The organism is Streptomyces spectabilis, from assembly GCF_008704795.1.
GTDB classification, from domain to species: domain Bacteria; phylum Actinomycetota; class Actinomycetes; order Streptomycetales; family Streptomycetaceae; genus Streptomyces; species Streptomyces spectabilis.
Genome location: NZ_CP023690.1, coordinates 1,401,063 through 1,421,319, shown reverse-complemented (window position 1 = coordinate 1,421,319; position 20,257 = coordinate 1,401,063). Strand labels below are relative to the sequence as shown.

Here is a 20,257-nt window from a genome sequence, read left to right as displayed (position 1 = left end):
GGGGGCCGGATGGCGCAATCTCCCCCTCTTGACTTAAGGACTTGATTGATGGTGCGCGGATATTGACGTGACTCGTTCACAAAATTTATGGTCCGTGGACCCTCGCAGATCACCATGACGGAGAACAATGACGTACTCCCTGGTCACGCGGTCCCGCGCCGCCCGTCTGTCCGCGGCGGCGCTCGCCGGGGTGCTCCTCGCCGCCGTCCCGCCCACCGCCAGCTCGCAGCCGGAGCGGCGCGCGGCGTCCACCGCCACGCCCGCCAACTGCCCCACGGGCGAGGGCTGGTCCCTCGACAGCACCCGCATCGACCCCAAGGACTCCCACCACGCCTTCGTCGGCAACGGCTATCTGGGGCAGCGCGTCCCGCCCAACGGCGCCGGGTACACCGACAGCGAGGCCAAGACCGGCTGGCCGCTGTACACCCCGCGCTACGACGGCTCCTTCGTGTCGGGTCTGTACGCCCACCATCCGCGTACCGCGGCGGACCGGCAGGCCGTCGCCGCCCTTCCCACCTGGACCCCGCTCACCGTCACCACCGGCGGGGAGCGCGGCGACACCTTCAACTCTTCGACGCCGCCCGGCCGCGTCTCCGCCTATCGGCAGCGTCTCCTCATGCGCTGCGGCCTCGTGCGGACCACCCTGACCTGGACCGCCGCCGACGGCCGCAGGACCGACCTGACCTACGAGGTGGTCGCCGACCGCGCGAACCCGCACGTCGGCGCCGTACGCCTGCTGGTGCGGCCGCACTGGAGCGGCGAGGCGACCGTCACCGACCTCGTCGACGGCCGGGGCGCCCGGCGCGTGCGGCAGACCGGCGGCGGGGACCGGACCGGCGGCGACCGGCACGGCCGCTCCGGACCCGCCATGGACGTCGCCTTCCGCACGGACGGCACGAAGGTCGACGGCGCCGTCGCCTCCACCCTGCGCGCCGGGCGCGGTGTGCACGACGCCCGGGAGCGCAGGGCGGCCCCCGCCCGCGGGCTGACCGCACGGCAGAGCCTCACCCTGCCGGTGCGCGCGGGCCGGACCTACGAACTCACCAAGTACGTGGGCGTCGACACCGCCCTGACCTCGCGCGCGCCGCGCGAGGACGCCACCGCGGCCGCCCGCCGCGCCGCGGCGCGCGGCTGGGACGCGTTGCTGCGCGCCCACACCGCCGCCTGGGCCCGCCTCTGGCGCAGCGACATCGAGGTGCCGGGGCGGCGCGACTGGCAGACGTGGGTGCGCTCCGCCCAGTACGGGCTGCTCTCCAGCACCCGCGAGGGCGCCGCGAACAGCATCGCCCCGGCGGGCCTGACCAGCGACAACTACGCGGGCCTGATCTTCTGGGACGCCGAGACCTGGATGTACCCGGGGCTGCTCGCCACCCGGCCCGAGCTCGCCAGGTCCGTCGTCGACTACCGCTACCGCACCCGCGCGGCCGCCCGCGCCAACGCCCGCTCCCTCGGCTACAAGGGGCTCTTCTACCCCTGGAACAGCGGCAGTTCGGGCAACCTCGCCAAGGAGTGCCACAGCGTCGACCCGCCGCACTGCCGCACGCAGATCCACCTCCAGTCCGACGTCTCCCTGGCGACCTGGCAGTACTACCTGGCCACCAAGGACACCACCTGGCTGCGCGAGCGCGGCTGGCCGGTGCTGAAGGGCATCGCCGAGTTCTGGGCGGGCCGGGTCAGCCGCAACGCCGACGGCAGCTACTCGATCAAGGACACCGCGGGCCCCGACGAGTACAGCAACGGCGTCGACGACGCGGTGTTCACCAACGCGGGCGCCGTCACCGCGCTGCGCCACGCCACGCGCGCCGCGGCCCTCATCGGCGAGCGGGCCCCCGCCTCCTGGACGCGCGTCGCCGACAAGATCCGCATCCCGTACGACGCCCGGCGCAAGGTCTTCGAGCAGTACGACGGCTACCGGGGCGGCAAGATCAAGCAGGCCGACACGGTCCTGCTGATGTATCCGCTGGAGTGGCGGATGCCCGAGGGCGCCGCGGCCGCCACGCTCGACTACTACGCGCAGCGCACCGACCCCGACGGCCCCGCCATGACGGACTCGGTGCACGCCGTCGACGCCGCCGGGATCGGCGAGCCGGGCTGCTCCACGTACACGTACATGGAGCGCTCCATCAAGCCCTTCGTGCGCGGCCCGTTCGCGCAGTTCTCCGAGGCGCGCGGGGACAAGGCCGGGGCCGAGGACCCGCTGTCGGGCTCGCCCGCGCACGACTTCCTCACCGGCAAGGGCGGCTTCCTGCAGACCTTCACGCAGGGCCTGACCGGCATGCGCATGCGCGAGGACCGGCTCCGCCTCGACCCGATGCTGCCCCCGCAGTTCGACGAGGGCGTCGCGCTGCGCGGCCTGACCTGGCAGGGCCGTACGTACGACATCGAGATCGGCGCCCGTCGCACCACGGTGCGGCTCACCGGCGGGAAGCCGATGACGCTCGACACGCCGCAGGGCGAGCAGATCGTCAGCGAGGGCGCGCCGGTCGTCCTCAAGACCCGGCGCCCCGACCTCGCGCCCACCGACAACGCGGCCCGGTGCGTCGCCGCGAAGGCGTCGTCGGAGGAGCCCGGCATGTACGCGGGCGCCGCCGTCGACGGCAACACGGCCACCGCCTGGGTGCCGGACAAGGCGACCGGCGCCCTCACGGCGGACCTGGGCGAGCCCGTCCGGGTCGGTGGGGTCACGCCGACGTGGACCGGGACCGAGCCGGTGTCCCACGACGTCGAGGTCTCCCTCGACGGGCGGCACTGGTACCGGACGGCCGACTCCCCGCGGCTCGCCCGGTACGTGCGGGTGACGGTGCGCGGCGAGCCCGGGGCCGAGGAGCGGCCGGGCATCACGGAGCTGACCGTGCGTTAGCCGCCGCCGTCCGCCACTCCCGCACCGACGAGACCCCGGGCCCCACGGCCCGGGGTCTCGTCGTATTCCGCCCCCTCGCGGGGCCTCACGGAGCCTCAGGGCGGGGCTCTCGCTGGGCTGTTCGGTGATCCGTTCTCACTCGTTCGCATCCCTTGATCATCTCAAAGCGGGAAAAGTCGGATAAACAGATCTTGCGTTTCGGCCGGACCGGAACGGTGCCAGTGCCGTCTTGCCGTGCCCGATGCGAAGGGGTCTCTCGATGCAACACAACCTCGGACGGCGCCCGGCCGCGCGCCGTTGGCCGCGCGGCGCGGTGGCCCTCGCGGCCGGTGCGGCGGCCCTGGTCGCGCCGCCCGCCGCGGCGGTCACGGCGGCCGCCCTCGCGGCCTCGCCGACTCCGTCGCCGTCGAGCGCGCCGCCTGGCCCGGCGTCAGGTCCGGTGGCAGGTCAGGCATCAGGTCCGGTGTCCGGCTCGGCGACCGGCTCGGCGGCCGCCGAGGTGCCGCCGTCCGCGTCCGCGTCGTCCGCGTCCGCGCCCGCATCCGCGTCCGCGCCCCCGCCCCCGCCCTCCGGTGACGCCGCGTCACCCAGCGCGGGCGCGTCGCCCTCGCCCTCGGGGTCCCTGCCCGCGTCCGCCTCGCCGACCCCGGCGGCATCGGCCGCCCCCTCGGGCACGCCCGCCGCTACGCCGGTGCCCTCGGCCTCGGCGTCCCGCACGGGCACGGGCACGCCGCGGCAGGGCCCGCAGGCGCTGCCCCGCGAGGCTTCGCCCGCCCGGTCGGCCGCGGCCCCCGCGCGGACGGGCCCGCCCCCGCGCGCCCCGCGCGCCCCGCACGACCCGCCGGTTCCGCGCGACGAGGCGGAGCCCGGGCGCACCACCCCACGGGCGTCCGCCCCGCCGCCGTCGCGGTCCCCGGAAGCCCGCAAGCACCGCGGCCGCCCGGCGTCGGCCGCCAGGGCCGACCTGGAGGTCCGCTCGCGCCCCGGGGCGGGCCCGGAGCGGCGCGCCGCGGGCTCGGCCCCGGCGCCGGACGGCGTGTACGACTACCGCATCACCGCCGTCAACCACGGCCCCTCGCAGGCCGTCGGCGTCACGGTCCAGGACCGGCTCCCGGACGCCCTCGTCTTCGTCTCGTCGGCGGACGGCTGCACCGCGAGCGGACGGACCGTCACCTGCGGCCCCCTGCCGGAGCTGGCCGTCGGCGCGTCCCACACCTGGGTGGTGACCGTGCGCCTCGCCGACGACTACGAGGGCGACGGCCGGGACATCGTGAACCTGGCCTCGGTGTCCTCGCAGACCCGCGACCCCGACGCGAGCAACAACACCACGTCCGTGACCGGCCTGCCCGTTCCGCCGGACTGGGCCCGCGCCGACCTGTCGCTGACCAAGACGGCCGTGCTGCCCGACGGCCGCTCCTGGGTGCGGCCCGGCGAGACCTTCACGTACCGGATCACCGTGCACAACAACGGTCCCGGCACGGCGCGCGGCCTTCGGGTGACCGACCCGCTGCCCGCGGGCCTGCGCTTCGTCGGCTCCCCGGACGGCTGCGCCCCGGACGGCGGCGGACGCCTCGTCGTCTGCCCGGGCCCCGACCGGCTCGCCTCGGGCGCTTCGGTCTCGTACGCGCTCACCGTCCGCGTGGCGACGGCGCAGACCCGCCACCTCGGCAGGATCGAGAACGTCGCCACGGTCACCTCCACGACGAAGGACCCGGACCCGAGCGACAACCAGAACCCGCCGTACACGGTGTACGTCAGGACCGGCGACCACGGCGAACTGCCGGACACCGGCCGTGAGGTGCCCGCCTGGCTCGGCTGGGTCGCGGGCGCGGCGGTGACCTGCGGCGGCCTCCTGGTGGCGGCCGTGCGGCGCCGCGGGGCGGGGGAGGGGCCGCGGCGATGACGACCTCCCGGCACCCGGCGGGCCCGCGACGGCTCGCCGCCCTGCTGCTCGCGCTCGGCGCCCTGCTCTGCGGGGCGCTCGCCCCGGCGGCGGCCTCCCTCGCGCGGGCGGAGCTGGCCTTCCCGGTCCACGAGAGCTTCGACAACGGCAACGACCTGGGCACCGCCACGGGCAGCGCCACCTATCAGAACGGCTGGCTGCGGCTCACCCCCGCCCAGACGTCCAAGGCCGGTTCGTGGCAGATGAAGGACTCGTTCCCCACGAGCCTCGGCATCGTCGCCGAGTTCACCTACGCCACCTACGGCGGCACCGCCTTCGACGGCAAGCGCGGCGACGGAATGGCGTTCTTCCTCGCCGACGGTTCGGCGGCCACCGGCACCGGAGCGCTGGGCGGCGCCCTCGGCTACGCCTGCTCAGGCACCGCGTCGCGCTGCACGAGCAACGGCGTGCCCGGCGCGTTCCTCGGCGTCGGCATCGACGAGTTCGGCAACTTCTCGGCGAGCATGACCGGGGCGAGCGGCCCCGGCACCCAGGCCAACAAGATCGTGCTGCGCGGCGGCGGCAACGGCACCTCCGGCTACAAGTACGGCACGGCGGCCAGCGGTCCCGGCAGCACGGTCGAGACGGGCAGCCGCGCCAACTTCCGCACCGTGCGGGTCACCGTGCAGCCCCAAGGCGGCAAGCTCCTTGTGTCGGTCTGGTCCGACTCGGGACCCGGCACCGACTTCACCAAGGTCATCAGCGACTTCGACGTGTCGACCGTCACCGGTCAGCCCGCCCTTCCGTCCACCCTGCGCGTCGGCTTCTCCGCGGGCACCGGCGGCGCCACGAACAACCACGAGATCGGCGACCTCAAGATCAACGTCCCGACGGACCTCAGCATCGCCACGTCCGGCAAGCCCGCCACCGCCGCGGCCGGGAGCAGACCCCTCACGTACACCGTCACCGTCACCAACAGCGACGCCAACGCGGTCACCGGCGCGGCCGTGAAGGACGCCGCCCCCGGGCTCACCGACGTGACGTGGACGTGCTCGGCGAGCAGCGGCAGCGCCTGCGGCAAGGCCTCCGGCACCGGCCCCCTCGACACCACCGCCGACCTGGCCCGCAGCGGCACCGTGACCTACACCGTCACCGGCACCGCCCCGGCCCAGCCGACGACCCTGACCAACACGGCGACCGTCATCGCCCCCGGCGACCGGACCGACACCGACCCGGCCGACAACACGGCGACCGCCTCCACGACCGTCACGGCGCGAGCCGACGCGTCGATCGTCAAGGAGGGTGTCGGCAAGGGCCCGGTGCGCCCCGGTGAGGAGTTCGAGTACCGGATCACCGTCCGCGACAACGGGCCCTCCGACACCACCGACGTCAAGGTCACCGACACCCTGCCGACCGGCCTGACGTTCGTGTCCTCCGCCGACGGCTGTACCGCGTCCGGACAGACCGTCACCTGCCCCACCAGGGGCAGGCTGGCCGCGAGCGCCTCGGTGTCCTGGACGTTCCGCGTCAAGCTCGACGCCGCGTACCAGGGCGACGGCTCCGATCTCGGCAACGTCGCGAAGGTCACGCACGGCGTCACCGACCCGAACACGGCGAACAACACCAGTACGGAGGCCACGCCGCCCGGCGGGGTGCGGGCGCCCGCCGCCGACCTCGCGACCGTCAAGAAGACGACGACCACCGCGCAGATCGCCCCGGGCGAGGAGTACGCGTACACGGTGACGGTCACCAACAAGGGCCCGTCCGTCGCCCGCGCCGTCAAGGTCACGGACCCCCTGCCGACCTCGCTCGCCTTCGTGTCGTCCGCCGACGCCTGCACGCTGTCGGGTCGCACGGTCAGCTGCGGACCGGTCGCGACCCTGGCGCCGGGAGCCTCCGTGTCGTGGACGTTCCGGGTGCGGCTCAACGCCGACTACAGCGGCGACGGCACGGACGTCCTCAACGTCGCCACGGCCGACGCCGACACCGCCGACCCCGACACCGGCAACAACAGCGGCAGCGCCACCGTGCCCGGCGGCAAGGTCAAGCCGCCGACCGCCGACCTCGAATTCGGCAAGACGGCCGAGAACACCCCCGCATGACGGGTCCCGCCGCGGTGGCGGGACACCTCCCCTTTGCGCGTCCGTACAGCGGTGTACGCGACCGGAGCACGAACGGAACCGATGTGAGATGAGTACGACACGACATCGCCGACGCGCCCTCGTGGGCGTGGCGGTCGCCGCGCTGGTCTGCGCGCTGCCGCAGTGGTCCGGCCAGGACCCGGCGCGGGCGGCGGCGCGGTCCGGCGCCGCGCCGCGGGTGACCACGGAGCTGAGCCGCTCCCTGCCCGCGGCGGGCCGGGCGGACACACCGCCCGGCGGACTGATCACGTACACGCTGACGGCCAAGAACAACGGGCCTTCGGTGGCCCGCAACGTGACGGCGTCGGACACCCTGCCCGAGGGCATGTCGTTCGTCTCGTCCGCCGACGGCTGTTCGGCCAGCGGCCGCACGGTGACCTGCGGCCCGGAGCCGCAGCTCGGCGTGGGCCAGACCAAGAAGTGGACGTTCCTCGCCCGGCTGAGCTCCTCCTACGACGGCGACGGCTCGGACCTCGGCAACAGCGCGTCGGGCACGTCGGACGCCACCGACCCCGACCCGGAGAACAACAAGCCGGACCCGGTCAAGCCGCCCGGGCCCTTCACGCCCGAGTCGGACGTCTCGACCGTGAAGACGGCCCTCGGCACCGGGCCGATCGTGCCCGGCGAGGAGTACGAGTACGAGATCGAGGCCTCCAACGCCGGTCTCTCGGACGCCCGCAACGTGAAGGCCACCGACACGCTGCCCGACGGCGTCACGTTCGTGTCGTCGGCCGACCCCTGCACGGCGTCCGGACAGCAGGTGACGTGCGGCCCGCACGCGAAGCTCGTCCCCGGCGCCTCCGTGAAGTGGACGTTCAGGGTCAAGCTCAGCGCCGCCTACCAGAGCGACGGCTCCGACCTGCGCAACACCGCGACGTCGACGTCCGACTCCAAGGACCCCGACCTCAGCAACAACACCAGCAGGGCGGTGCTCCCGCCGGGCGGCGTGACCGAGCCCCGGGCCGACCTCTGGGCGGGCAAGGAGCCCACGACCACCACGCCCATCGCGCCGGGCGAGACCTTCGAGTACGCCGTGACCGCCACCAACGACGGACCCTCCCGGGCGCTCGACGCGAAGGCGACCGACACCCTGCCCGCGCGCCTCGCCTTCGTGGGCTCGGCGGACGGCTGCACCGCCTCCGGGCAGGAGGTCACCTGCGGGCCGCAGGCCGTCCTCGAACCGGGCGCGTCGAAGACGTGGACGTTCACCGTCCGGCTCGACTCGGAGTACACCGGCGACGGCAGCGACATCCGCAACACCGCGACCGTCTCATCGGACACGGCGGACCCCGTCCCGGCCAACAACACCAGCGCCGAAGCGGGCCTGCCGGGCAGCAAGGTCAACAAGCCCACGGCCGACCTGGCCGTGACCAAGACCGCCGTCGGCGACACCGCGCCGCGCCCCGGCGAGACCTTCGACTACAAGATCACCGTCACCAACCAGGGCCCCTCGGCCGACGCCTACAACGTCAAGCTCACCGACGACCTGCCCGCGGGCCTGTCGTACGTCTCCTCGTCGCCCGCGGGCTGCACGGTCTCCGGGCAGGTCGTGAACTGCCGGCGCACGACGCCGCTCAAGGTCGGCGAGACGGTGGAGTACGTCCTCACGGTGAAGGTCGACCCCGCCTACCAGGGCGACGGCAGCGACATCAAGAACACCGCCCACGTCACCGCCGACAACATCGACCCGAGCAGCGACAACGACACCGACACCGCGGGACCGCCCGACGGCGGGGTCGCGGCGCCCGCCGCCGACCTGGCGATCGTGAAGAAGCCCGCCACGGACACGCCCGTCGCGCCCGGCGAGACCTTCGACTACACGCTGACGGTCACCAACAAGGGCCCGTCCCAGGCCGAACAGGTCCAGGTGTCCGACGTCCTGCCCACGGCGCTGCGCTTCGTCTCGTCGGACGACCCGTGCACCGCGGGCCGCACGGTCACCTGCGGGCCGCTGGCGACCCTGGCGCCCGGCGCCTCGGTCAGCTGGGTCTTCAAGGTGAAGCTCGCCGCGACCTACACCGGTGACGGCGACGACCTCGCCAACACGGCCACGGTGTCGTCGGCGACCAAGGACCCGGTCAGTGACAACAACTCCAGCACCACCGGACCGCCCGGAGGCAAGGTCACCAAGCCGACGGCCGACCTGGAGGTGACCAAGCAGATTCCCTGACGCCCTTCCGGCGTCAGTACGAACCCCTGTGGGGCGGGCCGGACAGGCCCGCCCCACAGGGGTGTTCGCACGCTCTACGCCGTGCCGCGCACGTGCCCGTCGCGGGCCGCGCCGAGGCCCACCACGACCTGCGGGACGAGCAGCACCAGGAGGACGACGACCGGGATCGTCCAGTCGTGGGACACGTCGTGCACGGCGCCCAGGATGGCGGGCCCGGTGGCGGCCAGGACGTAGCCGAAGCACTGCGCCATGCTGGACAGCTGCGCGACGTGCCGGGCGTCCGGCGCCCGCTGCACGAGGAACAGCAGCGCGAGGCTGATCGCCGCGCCCTGGCCGAGCCCGAGCAGGCTCATCCACACGTACGCGCCGCCGACCGGGGCGGCGAGGAGGCCCGCGTACCCGGCCGCGCACAGGACCGCGCCGAGCGTCGCGAGCCGCGCCGCGCTGAGCCGCCCGCCGACGACCACCGGGGTCACGAACGAGCCCGTGATGCCGAGCAGCGCCGAGAACGACAGCATCCACCCGGCGTCACCCGCGCTCATCCCCGAGTCCTGGAGCAGGGTCGGCAGCCAGGCAGCGGCGGCGTAGTAGTTCAGCGACTGCAGACCCATGTACGCGGTGACCTGCCAGGCCAGGGGCGAGCGCCACAGGCCGCGCACCGGGTGCGCCGCCTGCCGGGCCGCCGCCGCGCCGACGCGGGTGCGCGAGCGCACCTGCGGCAGCCACACCACGAGGGCGAGCACGGCGAGGGCGCCCCAACAGGCGAGCGTGGTCCGCCAGTCCATGCCCGAGGCGTCCCGCACCGGCAGCGTGACACCGGCCGCGAGCGCGGCGCCGCCGAACAGCGACATCGAGTACAGGCCCGTCATCAGACCGGCGCGCCCCGGGAAGTCCCGCTTGATCAGGCCGGGCAGGAGCACGTTGGCGACGGCTATGCCCGCGCCGATGACGACCGTGCCCGCGAACAGGGCGACCACCGAGTCCAGCATCCGCAGCGCGGTGCCCGCGCAGATCAGCGCCATGGTGCCGAACAGCGAGCGCTCCATGCCGAAGCGGCGGCCGAGGCCCGGCGCGACCGGCGCGAGCAGGCCGAAGCAGAGCAGGGGAAGGGCGGTGAGCAGGCTGGTGGCCGTGGCCGACATGCCGCTGTCGTCCCGGATGACGTCCGCCAGCGGGGAGACGGCGACCAGCGCGGGGCGCAGGTTCAGGGCGAGCAGGACGACCCCGAGACCGAGGTACAGGGCGCGGCGCCCGGTGACGCCGTGCGGGCCGTGCGGGGCCTGACCGGGCGCCGTGTCGATGGTGTCGTCGTCCCGCGCCACGGTGGCCGTGGCGGCGGGCGCTTCCCTGCGCATGCCGTGTCTCCTGAAGGGGTGGGGTGTCAGTGGGCGGACGCGGGGGTGTCCGCGTCCGCGTCGTCCGCGCCGGGGCCGTCCAGCGGCCGCTCGCGCAGCGCGGCCATGCCCTCGGCCAGGTGGGCGAGCACGGCCGACTCGGCCGCGGCCGGATCCCGCGCCTCGATGGCGTCGAGGATCGCCTGGTGGGCGCCGATCTGGTGGCGTACGGCCTCGGGGACCGGGGCGCCGACCACCGACTGGAGGGTCGAGCGCAGCGCGTCGCTGAGGTGCCCGTACAGATCGGCGAGGACGCTGTTGTGGGCGGCGTCCGCCACCGCCCGGTGGAAGGCCATGTCCGCGTCGATGAACGCGTCGATGTCACCGGCCTCCCAGGCCCGGCCGCGCTCGGCGAGGGCCGTCCGCAGCACGTCGAGGTCCTCCGGGGTGCGGCGCTCGGCCGCGTACCGCGCGGCGTCCCGCTCCAGGGACGCCCGCACCTCGTACGCCTCCAGGTCGCCCGCCTCGCGCAGCCGCCGCTGCACCGCCGCGCCGAGACCGCTGCTCGCGCGCACATAGGTGCCGTCGCCCTGGCGGGGTTCGAGCATCCCGGTGTGCACCAGGGCGCGGACGGCCTCCCGCACGGTGTTGCGGCCGACGGAGAGCTGCTCCACGAGCTGCGGCTCGGCCGGGATCTTCGCCCCGACCGGCCACTCGCCGTCGGCGATGAGGCTCTCCATCTGGGCGATCACGAGATCGACGAGGTTGGTCCGTGCGGTGGTGCGCAGCGGCATCGGTCGGGGCCTCTCTGCCGAACGGTTCTCTCCTGGACGCGCATCTCTTCTGGACGCACGTCTCTCCTGGATGCCCAAACATGGGAACATCCCATGTTTGTGGGTGTCAAGCCGCCGGGACTATGCCGACCCCTGGAGGAACAGCGCGAGCAGCGCCGCGACCAGGGTCAGCGTCGCTCCGAAGGCACCGCCCGCGCGCAGCAGGGCGGCGGGCACGGACGCGCCGTCCCAGCGGGCGAGCAGCGCGGTGGCGACGGCGGCGAGGAGCGCGACGAGGACCGCCGCGACCAGCGCGAGGGCCAGCAGGGCCCAGGGGGCGGGGGTGGAGGTCATGAGGGAGGTTCCTTCCCGTGAGGAGCGGATGCCCGATGGGAAGGAAGATGTCCGAAGTCCCGTACGGCGACGTTCAGTTGGACCAAGATGAACAGGTCCGAACGACGAGGGGGCGCTGTCCGTGGAGGGGCCGGTGGGGGAGAGCGGGGACGGGCCGGGGCCGTTGGAGCCACTGGCTGACCTGAAGGCGCGGCTGCGGAGCCTGCGGGCGCGGCGGCGCCTCTCGATGATCACGCTCTCCCGGCGGGCCGGCCTTGGCCGGACGACCGTGAGTCAGGCCCTGAACGGCACGGGGGTGCCGACCGACGCGACGGTGGCGGCGCTGGCCGCCGCGCTCGGCGGTGACCCGGAGGAACTGCTGCGGCTCCGCGACCGGGCCGTACCGCCCGCCGCCCCGGCCGAGGCCGCCACCGTCGGCTCTTCCGGCGCGCGGGAGCGGTTCGAGGCGTGGTACCGGACGTACGTCGCCCACCGGTACGGGCAGCTCTCGGTGATCGGCCTGGACCTGTCGCGGCCGGAGCGGAACTGCTGGCCGCTGGACGCCGCCTACCTCAGCCTGGAGTTCGCCACGCCCGCCCACGGGCTCCCGCCGGGCGCCTACGGCGTCGACCGCGTCGACGGGGCTGCGGTGAGCGTCGAGCGCGCCGAGCAGGCCCTCGCGGGACGGCTGCGGACGCTGGTACGGGGCCTCGCGGGCAGCGGCAAGACCACCCTGTTGCAGTGGCTCGCGGTCGCCGCCGCACGCCGTGAACTCCCCGGCGAACTGGCCCACTTGAAGGACTGCCTGCCGTTCGTGCTGCCCCTGCGGACCCTGGTCAGGCGCGGTGAACTGCCCGCCCCGCACGAGTACCTGGCCGCCACCGGCTGCCCGCGCGAGGACGCCCAGCCGCCCGGCTGGGCCGACCAGGTCCTCCTCGACGGCCGGGGGCTGCTGCTCGTCGACGGCCTCGACGAGGTGCCGCAGGCGCAGCGCGCCCGGACCCGGCAGTGGCTCCACGAGCTGCTCGCGGCCTATCCGCGCGCCGCGTACGTGGTGACGACCCGGCCCTCCGCCGTGCCCGAGGGCTGGCTCGCCGACGGCGGCTTCGCCGAGCTGACCGTACGGCCGATGGGCGGCCGGGACGTGGCGGTGTTCCTGACCCGCTGGCACGACGCGGCCGCCGCCGACGCCGCGAGCACGCAGGAGCGCGACCACCTCGCCGCGCTCGGGGAGTCGCTCAAGGACACCGTGCGCTCGCAGCGCGAGCTGTCCCGTCTGACCACCACGCCGCTGCTGTGCGCCCTGGTCTGCGCGCTCCACCGCGACCGGCGCGGTCATCTGCCGCACGGCCGCATGGAGTTGTACGACGCCGCCCTGTCCATGCTGCTGCACCGGCGCGACCGCGAACGCGACATCGACGCCCCCGAGGGCCTTGGCCTCACCGAGCACCAGAGCGTCCAGATCCTGCAACGCCTCGCCTACTGGCTCATCCGCAACGGCCAGGACGAACTCGACCAGGACACCGCCGTCGACCTGATCGCCGGTGCGCTGCCCGCGATGCCGCACGTCGCCCGGCAGGCCGACGCGGAGGGCGTCCTCACCCACCTCCTCGCCCGCTCGGGGCTGCTCCGCCAGCCCAGCGCGGACACCGTGGATTTCGTCCACCGCACCTTCCAGGACTACCTCGGCGCCAAGGCCGCCGTCGAAGCGCGCGACATCCCCCTCCTCGTCCGCAACGCCCACGACGACCGCTGGGAGGACGTCCTCCGCATGGCCGTCGCCCACGCCCGCCCCGCCGAACGCGCCGGCCTCCTGCGCCGCCTGATCGCCCGGGGCGACCGCGTGGCCAAACACCGGGTGCGGCTGCACCTGTTGGCCACGGCTTGCCTCGAGTACGCGACGGAGCTGGATCCGGTGGTGCGGGAGGAGGTGCGGGGGCGCACGGCGGACTTGCTGCCGCCGCGCAGCGACGCGGAGGCGCGGGCGTTGGCGGAAGTCGGGCCGGTCATCTTGGATCTGCTTCCCGGGCCGGAGGGCCTAGAGGACGACGAGGCGGATGCGGTTGTCCGCACAGCCAGCTTCATCGGCGGCGACGCGGCCCTCACGGTCATGAAGAAGTTCCGGACGAGTGCGGTCCTCAGGGTACGCAACGTCCTGCAGTCGAGCTGGCACAGCTTCGACACGGCTGACTATGCCCAGGAAGTCCTGGGCCACATGCCCAGTCTCAGCCTTTTGGACATCCACTCGCCGGAGCAGCTGTCTTTGCTGCACACCTTGACCCCGCCCCAGGGCCTTCACTTCCACGGCGACTTCACGGCCAGCGACATCGTGTCGGCGGGTAACCCGGAAAGGCTTCGCATGCTGTACCTCGTGAGCAATTCCGTGCTGCGAGACGTGGAACTCCTCCGATCGTTCCCTTCTTTGGAATATGCGAGTCTGACCGACTGCGACAATCTCACGGACTTCTCCGCCCTGGCTCGTGCGAACATCAGGCGCTTCTACCTCAGCGGAGAACGCATGCAAGGTGGGGCGGGGCTTCAGCATCTGCCGGACCTGGAGTTTCTGGCACTCAACGTGGATCTTGAGCCCGGGGCTCTGCGGACGCTTCCGATCCATGTGGGTCTGGACAGCCTCATGCTCGGCGACAGGGCGTGCAAGTGCCTCGGCACGCTGGACGGGATCGGCCGGTGGGCGGGCCTGTCCACTCTGAACCTGTGTGGTTCTGTCGACGGACTGCGTCTGGCGGCGTCGCTGCCATGCCTGAACCGACTCATGCTGCAACTCGAGGCCGGTATGGCCATGCTCGAACAACTGCCACCGGCACCGCAGATCCGGAGCCTGATGCTGAATTGCAGTGATGGCGTCGGCGACCTCGCACGTGTGCGAAGCGCCCTGCCCAACCTCACGACGTTGGAGATCTACTGCTGGAACGAGCACCGGAAGGTCGACCTCACCCCCTTGCGCGGCATGCCCGACCTGACCGTCACCCTTCACAACGCAGAGGAAGTGACCGGCGCCGAACACTTCCCGCCCGGCGCCGTCACCCGCTACCCCCGCCCCCGTACGAACCCCCGAAGCACCTCCCGCACCGCCTCCGGCCGCTCCAGCCACGGCTCATGACCAGCCCCGTCGACCCGGGTCAGCGGCACGTCGAGCCGGAGTGCCAGGGCTTCGAGGGCCGACAGCGGGCGGGGGTCCTCGGTGCCGCCGAGGATCTCCACGCGGGCGGGCAGGCAGCGGCGCAGGGCGTCGAGGTGCTGGTCGAGCGGGTCCGCGCGCCCCGCCCCGCCGAGTTCGCGGTTCATGACCCAGTTGACGGGCCGCCGCTGCCGGGCGTCCTGGGCGGCCCAGTGCCAACCGCGTTCGGGGTCGGCGTGGTCGGTGAACCAGGACAGGGTGAGCAACTCGACCTCCTGGTCCTCCGTGCGGCGCGCGAGCCCCAGTAGGGCACGGAGCCGGGACTGCTGGGCCGCGGACATGCGGCGGTCGCGTGCCGCCCGGTCGCCCGCGCGCCAGTCGCCGACGAACGGCCCGCACAGCAGCAGCATCCCGGCCACCCGGTCCGGATGGGCCAGACAGAACCGGCTGGCCAGGTCGGCGCCGTAGGAGTGCCCGATCAGCACCGCCGATGCCGCGCCCCAGGCGTCGAGGAGCTCGGTGAGGTCGGCGACGTGCCGGGCGAGCGTGTGACGGCCGTACCAGGGGGACCGGCCCGTGCCGCGCTGGTCGTAGCGGTACACGGGCGCGAGGTCCGCGACCGTCGCGGCGACGGGGCCCAGGTAGTCCGGCAGGCCGGGGCCGCCGTGCAGCAGGACGACGGGTGGCTGCCCGGTCCGCTCGCCCAGCGCCGTCCAGTGGATGCGAGCCGCGTCGGTCATCGGCGCGACGCCCTGCTTCTCCGTCAACTCACTGCCCCTGTTCGATGATCGTCTTCAGCATGGTGGCAGCCTCGGCGCCGCGAGGGAACATGGCCCGCTCGTACGCGGTGAGCGCGGTCTCGATGTCGTCGGGGTGCGCGGCGATGGCCCGGCCGAGTTCGGCGCCGTCGAGCATGGCCAGGTTGGCCCCCTCGCCGTTCGGGGCCGCGAGGTGGGCGGCGTCGCCGAGGAGGGTCACGCCCGGTACCCGGTCCCAACGGTGCCCGGCCGGCAGGGCGTGGAGGGCGCGCAGGACCGGCGGGGTGTCGGTGTCGGTGATCAGCGCGGTGAGCTCCGGCGCCCAGCCGGCGAACTCCCGCGCGATCCGTGCCGTGGTCGCGGCCGCGTCGGCGAAGTCGAGGGCGTCGAACCAGTCCTGCGGCTCCTCAAGTCCCACGTAGGCGTGCAGGGTGTCGCCCGTCTCGCGGTGGGCGAAGATCTCCCTGCCCGGCGTGAGCGTGATCACCGACCCGCCGCCGACCGCCTTCGCGGTGGCCGGGTGCCGGGTGTCGGCGTGGAAGAGGTAGGTCTCGACGACCGATTTCCCTGTGTACGCGGGGGCGGCGGCGCTGAGCAGCGGGCGGATGCGTGACCAGGCGCCGTCCGCGCCGACCAGCAGGCCGGTGACGACGGTGCCGCCGTCGGCGAACGTCACCTCGTGGCGGCCGTCGCCGAGGGCGCGGGCACCGCTGACCTTGTGCCCCCACCGCACGGTGCCGGGCGGGAGCGAGTCGAGCAGGATCCGGCGCAGTTCCCCGCGCTGCACCTCGGGGCGTCCCCCTGTCCCGTCGTCCGCCGTCTCGTGCAGGACGGCCCCGTTCGGATCGAGGACCCGCATGGCCTGGCGGCCCTCCAGGACGATGCCGCGGAACGCGTCCATCAGGCCGGCCGCGGCGAGCGCGAGCTGCCCGTTGTAGTCGTGGATGTCGAGCAGTCCGCCCTGTGCGCGTGCCGTCGGCGAGTCCTCGGCCTCGTGGACCGTGGCCGGTATGCCGTGGAGGTGCAGGACGCGGGCGAGCGTGAGGCCGCCGAGTCCGGCGCCGACGATCGTGACGGGGGTGGGCATGGGGCGGCACCTTTCCGGGTCGGGGCCGCCCGGTGGACTCCGGTCGGCCGTCCCGCGAAACGGTGCTGGACCCCGCCGACGGGCCGCCGACAACGGGCCTGTCGTCCCCGACAGCGGACCTACAGCTTCCGGCCCTGCGGTTCCCCGTGCCGCCGTCTCACCTCGTACGCGCCGAGCACGATCGCCACCGTCAGGAGGCTCAGCCAGAACTGCGCCCGGCTGTCGGGCAGGAAGGCCATGGCGAGGATGACCGCCGCCATCGCGGCGATGGTGACGCGGCTCAGCCACGGGTAGCCCCACATGCGCAGGGTGAGCCGGTCCGGGGCCTCGCGCTCCAGAGTGCGGCGCATGCGCAGCTGGGCGACGGCGATCGCCAGGTAGACGAACAGCGCGATGGCGCCGTAGGAGTCGATGAGGAACTGGAAGACGACGTCGGGGGAGATCCACGCCGCGACGACCGACGCGTAGCCGACGGACGTGCCCGCGAGGATCGCGCGGCGGGGCACCCCGCCCCGGCTGAGCCGCGTGAAGCCGCGCGGCGCGTCACCGCCGCGCGTGAGCGCGAAGAGCATCCGGGACGAGGTGTAGAGCGCGGAGTTGAGGCAGGACAGGACCGCCACGAGCACGACCGCGTTCATGACGGTCGCCGCCGCGGGCACGTCGAGGCGCTCCAGGACCGCCGCGTAGGGACTGACCTCCACGGCCTCGTCGGTCCAGGGCACCACCGCGACGACGACGAGGATCGACAGGACGTAGAACGCGACGACCCGCAGCACGATCGACCGGATCGCCGCCGCGACGGCGCGCTCGGGCTCGGTGGACTCCGCCGCCGCGATGGTCACGATCTCCGCGCCGGTGAAGAACCCGACGCACGGCACGACGGCGGCGAGCACCGCGCCCACGCCCTCGGGCGCGAAGCCGCCGTGCGCGGTGAGGTGGCCGAGGCCGCCGGACGCCTCGGGCCAGAGCCCGAGTACGTACAGCGCGCCCAGGAACAGGAACACCACGATGGCGAGCACCTTCACGGACGAGAACCAGTACTCGAACTCGCCGAAGGAGCGCGCGGAGACCATGTTCGTCGCGGTGAGCAGGGCCATCAGGACGAGGCTGATCGCCCACAGCGGCGCGTCCGGCAGCCACAGCCGGACGATCCGCCCGCCCGCCACCGCCTCCACGGCGACCACGATCACGAAGAAGTACCAGTACAGCCACCCGACGGCGAACCCGGCCCGGGCGCCGAGCGTCTCGCGCACATGGGCGTAGAACGAGCCGAGCGCGGGCCGGGCCACCGTCATCTCGGCGAGCATCCGCATGATGAGCACGGTCAGGACGCCTGCGGCGAGGAAGGAGAGGACGGCCGCGGGCCCGGTCTGCCGCACGACCACGCCGCTGCCCACGAAGAGCCCGGCGCCGATCACCCCGCCCAGGGCGATCAGGTTCATGTGCCGCCGCTGGAGCCCCTTCTCCAGACCGCCCTGGCCGGGAGTGTTGTCGTCCGGTGGGGCCGAGGTGTTCCGTGTGTCCGTACTCACGACAGGCGACGCTAGGCGGCCAACCCTGCGGGGGTGTTGCCGCGGTGTTGCGGGTGCGTGGAGGCGGCCGCCCCGGCGGGGTCAGACCGCGGCGCCGGTCAGCCGCGCACTGATCTCCGCCGCGTCCAGGACGCGCGCGAACCCCTTGCGCAGCACGGCGAGTTCCGGCTCCTGGCGGGTCTCGTCGTCGGTCGCGGTGACGTCCGCGCCGAACACCACGTGGTAGCCGCGCTCGTACGCCTGCCGCGCCGTCGTGCCGCAGCAGTAGTTGGTGAGCGTCCCGGTCACGACGACCGTGTCCCGGCCGAGGTTGCGCAGGATCGTGTCCAGCGGGGTGTCGTAGAACGCGCCGTACGACGGCTTGCGGATGACGACCTCGTCCTCGCGGGGGCCCATCTCGTGCCAGATCCGCGCGGGCCCCGGCCTGGTCCAGTCGTGGGAGCCGTGCGGCAGGTGGCGCAGGGCGTGCGGACGGTCGAGGCCGAGGTGCGTGTCGTCGAAGACGGTCCAGACGACCGGCACGTCCGCCGTGCGGCAGTGCTCCACCAGGCCGCGCAGCCGGGGCGCCATGCGCGTGGCGGCGGGCACCCAGTACGGGCTGAAGCCCGGGCGAACGAACTCGTCCTGCATGTCGATGACAAGGAGCGCCGAGCGCTCGGGGCGGATCGGGAAGGACGCCTGCCCGCGCTCGTAGCCGTCCCTGGCCCGCGCCGTCACCCATTCCTCGGTGAACACCGTCGCACCTCCACAACTGGTCGTGTCCCGAACCGATGCACAGAGGCGTACGGACGTACAGACGTACAGGCGTACAGCTATGCATCGATTCGAGGTATCTCGATTCGAGGTGGACGATAGCAGCATCCGGCGCTCCGCGGCGCGTGCCGGTGCGAGATCCTGGACGGATGCTGACTCCAGAGGAAGTGCGGGACCTGCTGGTCCCGCGGGTCGTGGGGAAGTGGGACGAAGGAGGGTGCGTCGCCCTGGAGGTCACGGACCTCGAAGTCGTCGTGCGGGGGCGGAAGTTCGACGTGTACCTGGAGGTCGTCGCCCCCGATGGCCGCTGGTCGGTCCGCTCCGAACGCGACAGCAGCGACATCAACGTCTTCAACGGAAGCCCGCCAGAGGACCTGCTGGCGTGGATAGCGCGGTCGTTGCGGATCGACGTCTCCGAGTGGTGGCACACCAAGGGGAGGGAGGCCTACGCGAGGAAGCAGGGCGTACGGATCGACGGTTGAGGCGCCCGCGAGCACCGGTGATCGCGGCCTCGGTGGCGCCGGGAACGGGCTGATGCCGTGCCGTGAAGTGATCTATGGGGCACCGTTACATGATCTTCGGATAGCCGTAATGACGGGTGAACTAGGTTTATTCCGTACCCGCCGGGCAGCACGGACGACGGGGACAAAACGGGACCGCACCGCGCGGCACCGCCCGACGGCGGAGCCACGCCGTGCACGCGAACAGACTCATGACCGTGAAGGGGAACACCGTCGTTATGCGCACCACCACCCACCGCCGCAGCGCCCTCCGTACCGCCACCGTCTCGGTCCTCGCCGGTACGGCCCTCCTGGCCCCGGCCGCGGCCGCGCTTGCGAGCGCGCCCGCCCCCGAGCGCCCCGCCGCGGTGCAGAGCGTCGCCGCCAAGTCGGTGAAGATCGACATCGGCGCCGGCGTCACCCTCACGGTCAAGGGCGGCAAGCCGTACTACAACGGCAAGGCCCTCAAGCCGGGCCAGACCGTCGACGACGGCATCTACCTGCACCTGAGCGCCGACGGCAAGCGCCTGTACAGCAAGACGCAGGGCGGCGGCACCCCGTACGCCATCTGGGACGTCAAGACCGGCAAGAGCCTCGGCACCCAGAAGGCGAGCCCCACCGCCAAGGCGAAGGCCGCGCTGACCGCCAAGCCGTCCGCGACCTCCGTGAAGGCCTGGCAGGAGCTGCGCGTCAGCGGCAAGGCCACCGGCATCAAGGCGGGCGCCAAGGTCGGCCTCCAGCAGAAGCAGCGCGGCACGTGGAAGGCGCTGCCCGCCTCCACCACCGTCAACAAGTCCGGCGCGTACACCCTGCGCGTCAAGCTCGGCCTCAAGGGCAAGAACGAGCTGCGCATGAAGAGCGGCGCCACCCTGTCGCCCGTCTTCACGGTGACGGTGCGATAGCCCTTCGGCACCTGACCCACCCGGGCCCCCGGCGCGTCCCTCAGTGGACGCGCCGGGGGCCCGAGCGCGTTCACCGGCCGCTTCCCGCGGTCC

At 73.4% G+C, this 20,257-nt stretch carries 15 protein-coding genes; 7 read left to right on the top strand and 8 right to left on the bottom strand.

Annotation, left to right across the window (positions count from 1 at the left end):
• Positions 1-127 precede the first annotated feature (127 nt).
• Positions 128-2,860: a glycosyl hydrolase family 65 domain-containing protein gene (locus CP982_RS05525; protein WP_150509447.1), complete on the top strand. Its 2,733-nt coding sequence runs from the start codon at positions 128-130 to the stop codon at positions 2,858-2,860.
• 447 nt (positions 2,861-3,307) lie between these two features.
• Here the strand turns inward: CP982_RS05525 and CP982_RS05520 are convergent, their stop codons facing one another.
• Positions 3,308-3,583 (bottom strand): hypothetical protein, encoded by a 276-nt coding sequence (locus CP982_RS05520; RefSeq protein ID WP_170316371.1) that lies wholly within the window; start codon positions 3,581-3,583, stop codon positions 3,308-3,310.
• On the opposite strand from CP982_RS05520, the gene CP982_RS05515 reads away from it, so the two are divergent.
• From CP982_RS05515 to CP982_RS05505, 3 genes are all read left to right on the top strand, one after another.
• Positions 3,552-4,763: a DUF11 domain-containing protein gene (locus CP982_RS05515; protein ID WP_150509446.1), complete on the top strand. Its 1,212-nt coding sequence runs from the start codon at positions 3,552-3,554 to the stop codon at positions 4,761-4,763. The two genes, CP982_RS05520 and CP982_RS05515, sit on opposite strands and share 32 nt — an antisense overlap.
• On the top strand, positions 4,760-6,844 hold the full coding sequence (locus CP982_RS05510) for a lectin-like domain-containing protein (protein ID WP_150509445.1): 2,085 nt from the start codon (positions 4,760-4,762) through the stop codon (positions 6,842-6,844). Before CP982_RS05515 ends, CP982_RS05510 begins: the two co-directional genes overlap by 4 nt.
• 88 nt (positions 6,845-6,932) lie before the next feature.
• Positions 6,933-9,053, top strand: coding sequence for a DUF11 domain-containing protein (locus CP982_RS05505; RefSeq protein ID WP_150509444.1), 2,121 nt, complete (start codon positions 6,933-6,935; stop codon positions 9,051-9,053).
• A 74-nt stretch (positions 9,054-9,127) separates the two neighbouring features.
• On the opposite strand, the gene CP982_RS05500 is transcribed toward CP982_RS05505, so the two are convergent.
• The 3 genes from CP982_RS05500 to CP982_RS05490 form a co-directional block, all read right to left on the bottom strand.
• Positions 9,128-10,408 carry a CynX/NimT family MFS transporter gene (locus CP982_RS05500; protein WP_150509443.1) on the bottom strand — a complete coding sequence of 427 codons (1,281 nt, stop codon included), beginning with the start codon at positions 10,406-10,408 and terminating at the stop codon, positions 9,128-9,130.
• A gap of 26 nt (positions 10,409-10,434) precedes the next feature.
• On the bottom strand, positions 10,435-11,181 hold the full coding sequence (locus CP982_RS05495) for a FadR/GntR family transcriptional regulator (protein WP_150509442.1): 747 nt from the start codon (positions 11,179-11,181) through the stop codon (positions 10,435-10,437).
• A 120-nt stretch (positions 11,182-11,301) separates the two neighbouring features.
• On the bottom strand, positions 11,302-11,514 hold the full coding sequence (locus tag CP982_RS05490) for a hypothetical protein (RefSeq protein WP_150509441.1): 213 nt from the start codon (positions 11,512-11,514) through the stop codon (positions 11,302-11,304).
• 163 nt (positions 11,515-11,677) lie between these two features.
• On the opposite strand from CP982_RS05490, the gene CP982_RS05485 reads away from it, so the two are divergent.
• Positions 11,678-14,614, top strand: a complete 2,937-nt coding sequence (locus tag CP982_RS05485) for an NACHT domain-containing protein (RefSeq protein WP_242785892.1) — start codon at positions 11,678-11,680, stop codon at positions 14,612-14,614.
• On the opposite strand, the gene CP982_RS05480 is transcribed toward CP982_RS05485, so the two are convergent.
• The 4 genes from CP982_RS05480 to CP982_RS05465 all read right to left on the bottom strand — a co-directional run bounded on the left by CP982_RS05480 (position 14,542) and on the right by CP982_RS05465 (position 18,744).
• Positions 14,542-15,399, bottom strand: a complete 858-nt coding sequence (locus tag CP982_RS05480; RefSeq protein ID WP_229878858.1) for an alpha/beta fold hydrolase — start codon at positions 15,397-15,399, stop codon at positions 14,542-14,544. The genes CP982_RS05485 and CP982_RS05480 overlap by 73 nt on opposite strands.
• A gap of 1 nt (position 15,400) precedes the next feature.
• Positions 15,401-16,477, bottom strand: coding sequence for an FAD-dependent oxidoreductase (locus tag CP982_RS05475; protein WP_150509440.1), 1,077 nt, complete (start codon positions 16,475-16,477; stop codon positions 15,401-15,403).
• A 119-nt stretch (positions 16,478-16,596) separates the two neighbouring features.
• Positions 16,597-18,009 carry an amino acid permease gene (locus tag CP982_RS05470; RefSeq protein ID WP_229878857.1) on the bottom strand — a complete coding sequence of 471 codons (1,413 nt, stop codon included), beginning with the start codon at positions 18,007-18,009 and terminating at the stop codon, positions 16,597-16,599.
• An 81-nt stretch (positions 18,010-18,090) separates the two neighbouring features.
• Positions 18,091-18,744, bottom strand: coding sequence for a cysteine hydrolase family protein (locus CP982_RS05465; protein ID WP_229878856.1), 654 nt, complete (start codon positions 18,742-18,744; stop codon positions 18,091-18,093).
• Between the two features lie 167 nt (positions 18,745-18,911).
• On the opposite strand from CP982_RS05465, the gene CP982_RS05460 reads away from it, so the two are divergent.
• Together CP982_RS05460 and CP982_RS43090 are read left to right on the top strand one after the other, a co-directional pair.
• Positions 18,912-19,244 (top strand): hypothetical protein, encoded by a 333-nt coding sequence (locus tag CP982_RS05460; RefSeq protein WP_150509438.1) that lies wholly within the window; start codon positions 18,912-18,914, stop codon positions 19,242-19,244.
• A gap of 236 nt (positions 19,245-19,480) precedes the next feature.
• Positions 19,481-20,164, top strand: coding sequence for a hypothetical protein (locus CP982_RS43090; RefSeq protein WP_170316370.1), 684 nt, complete (start codon positions 19,481-19,483; stop codon positions 20,162-20,164).
• Positions 20,165-20,257 lie beyond the last annotated feature (93 nt).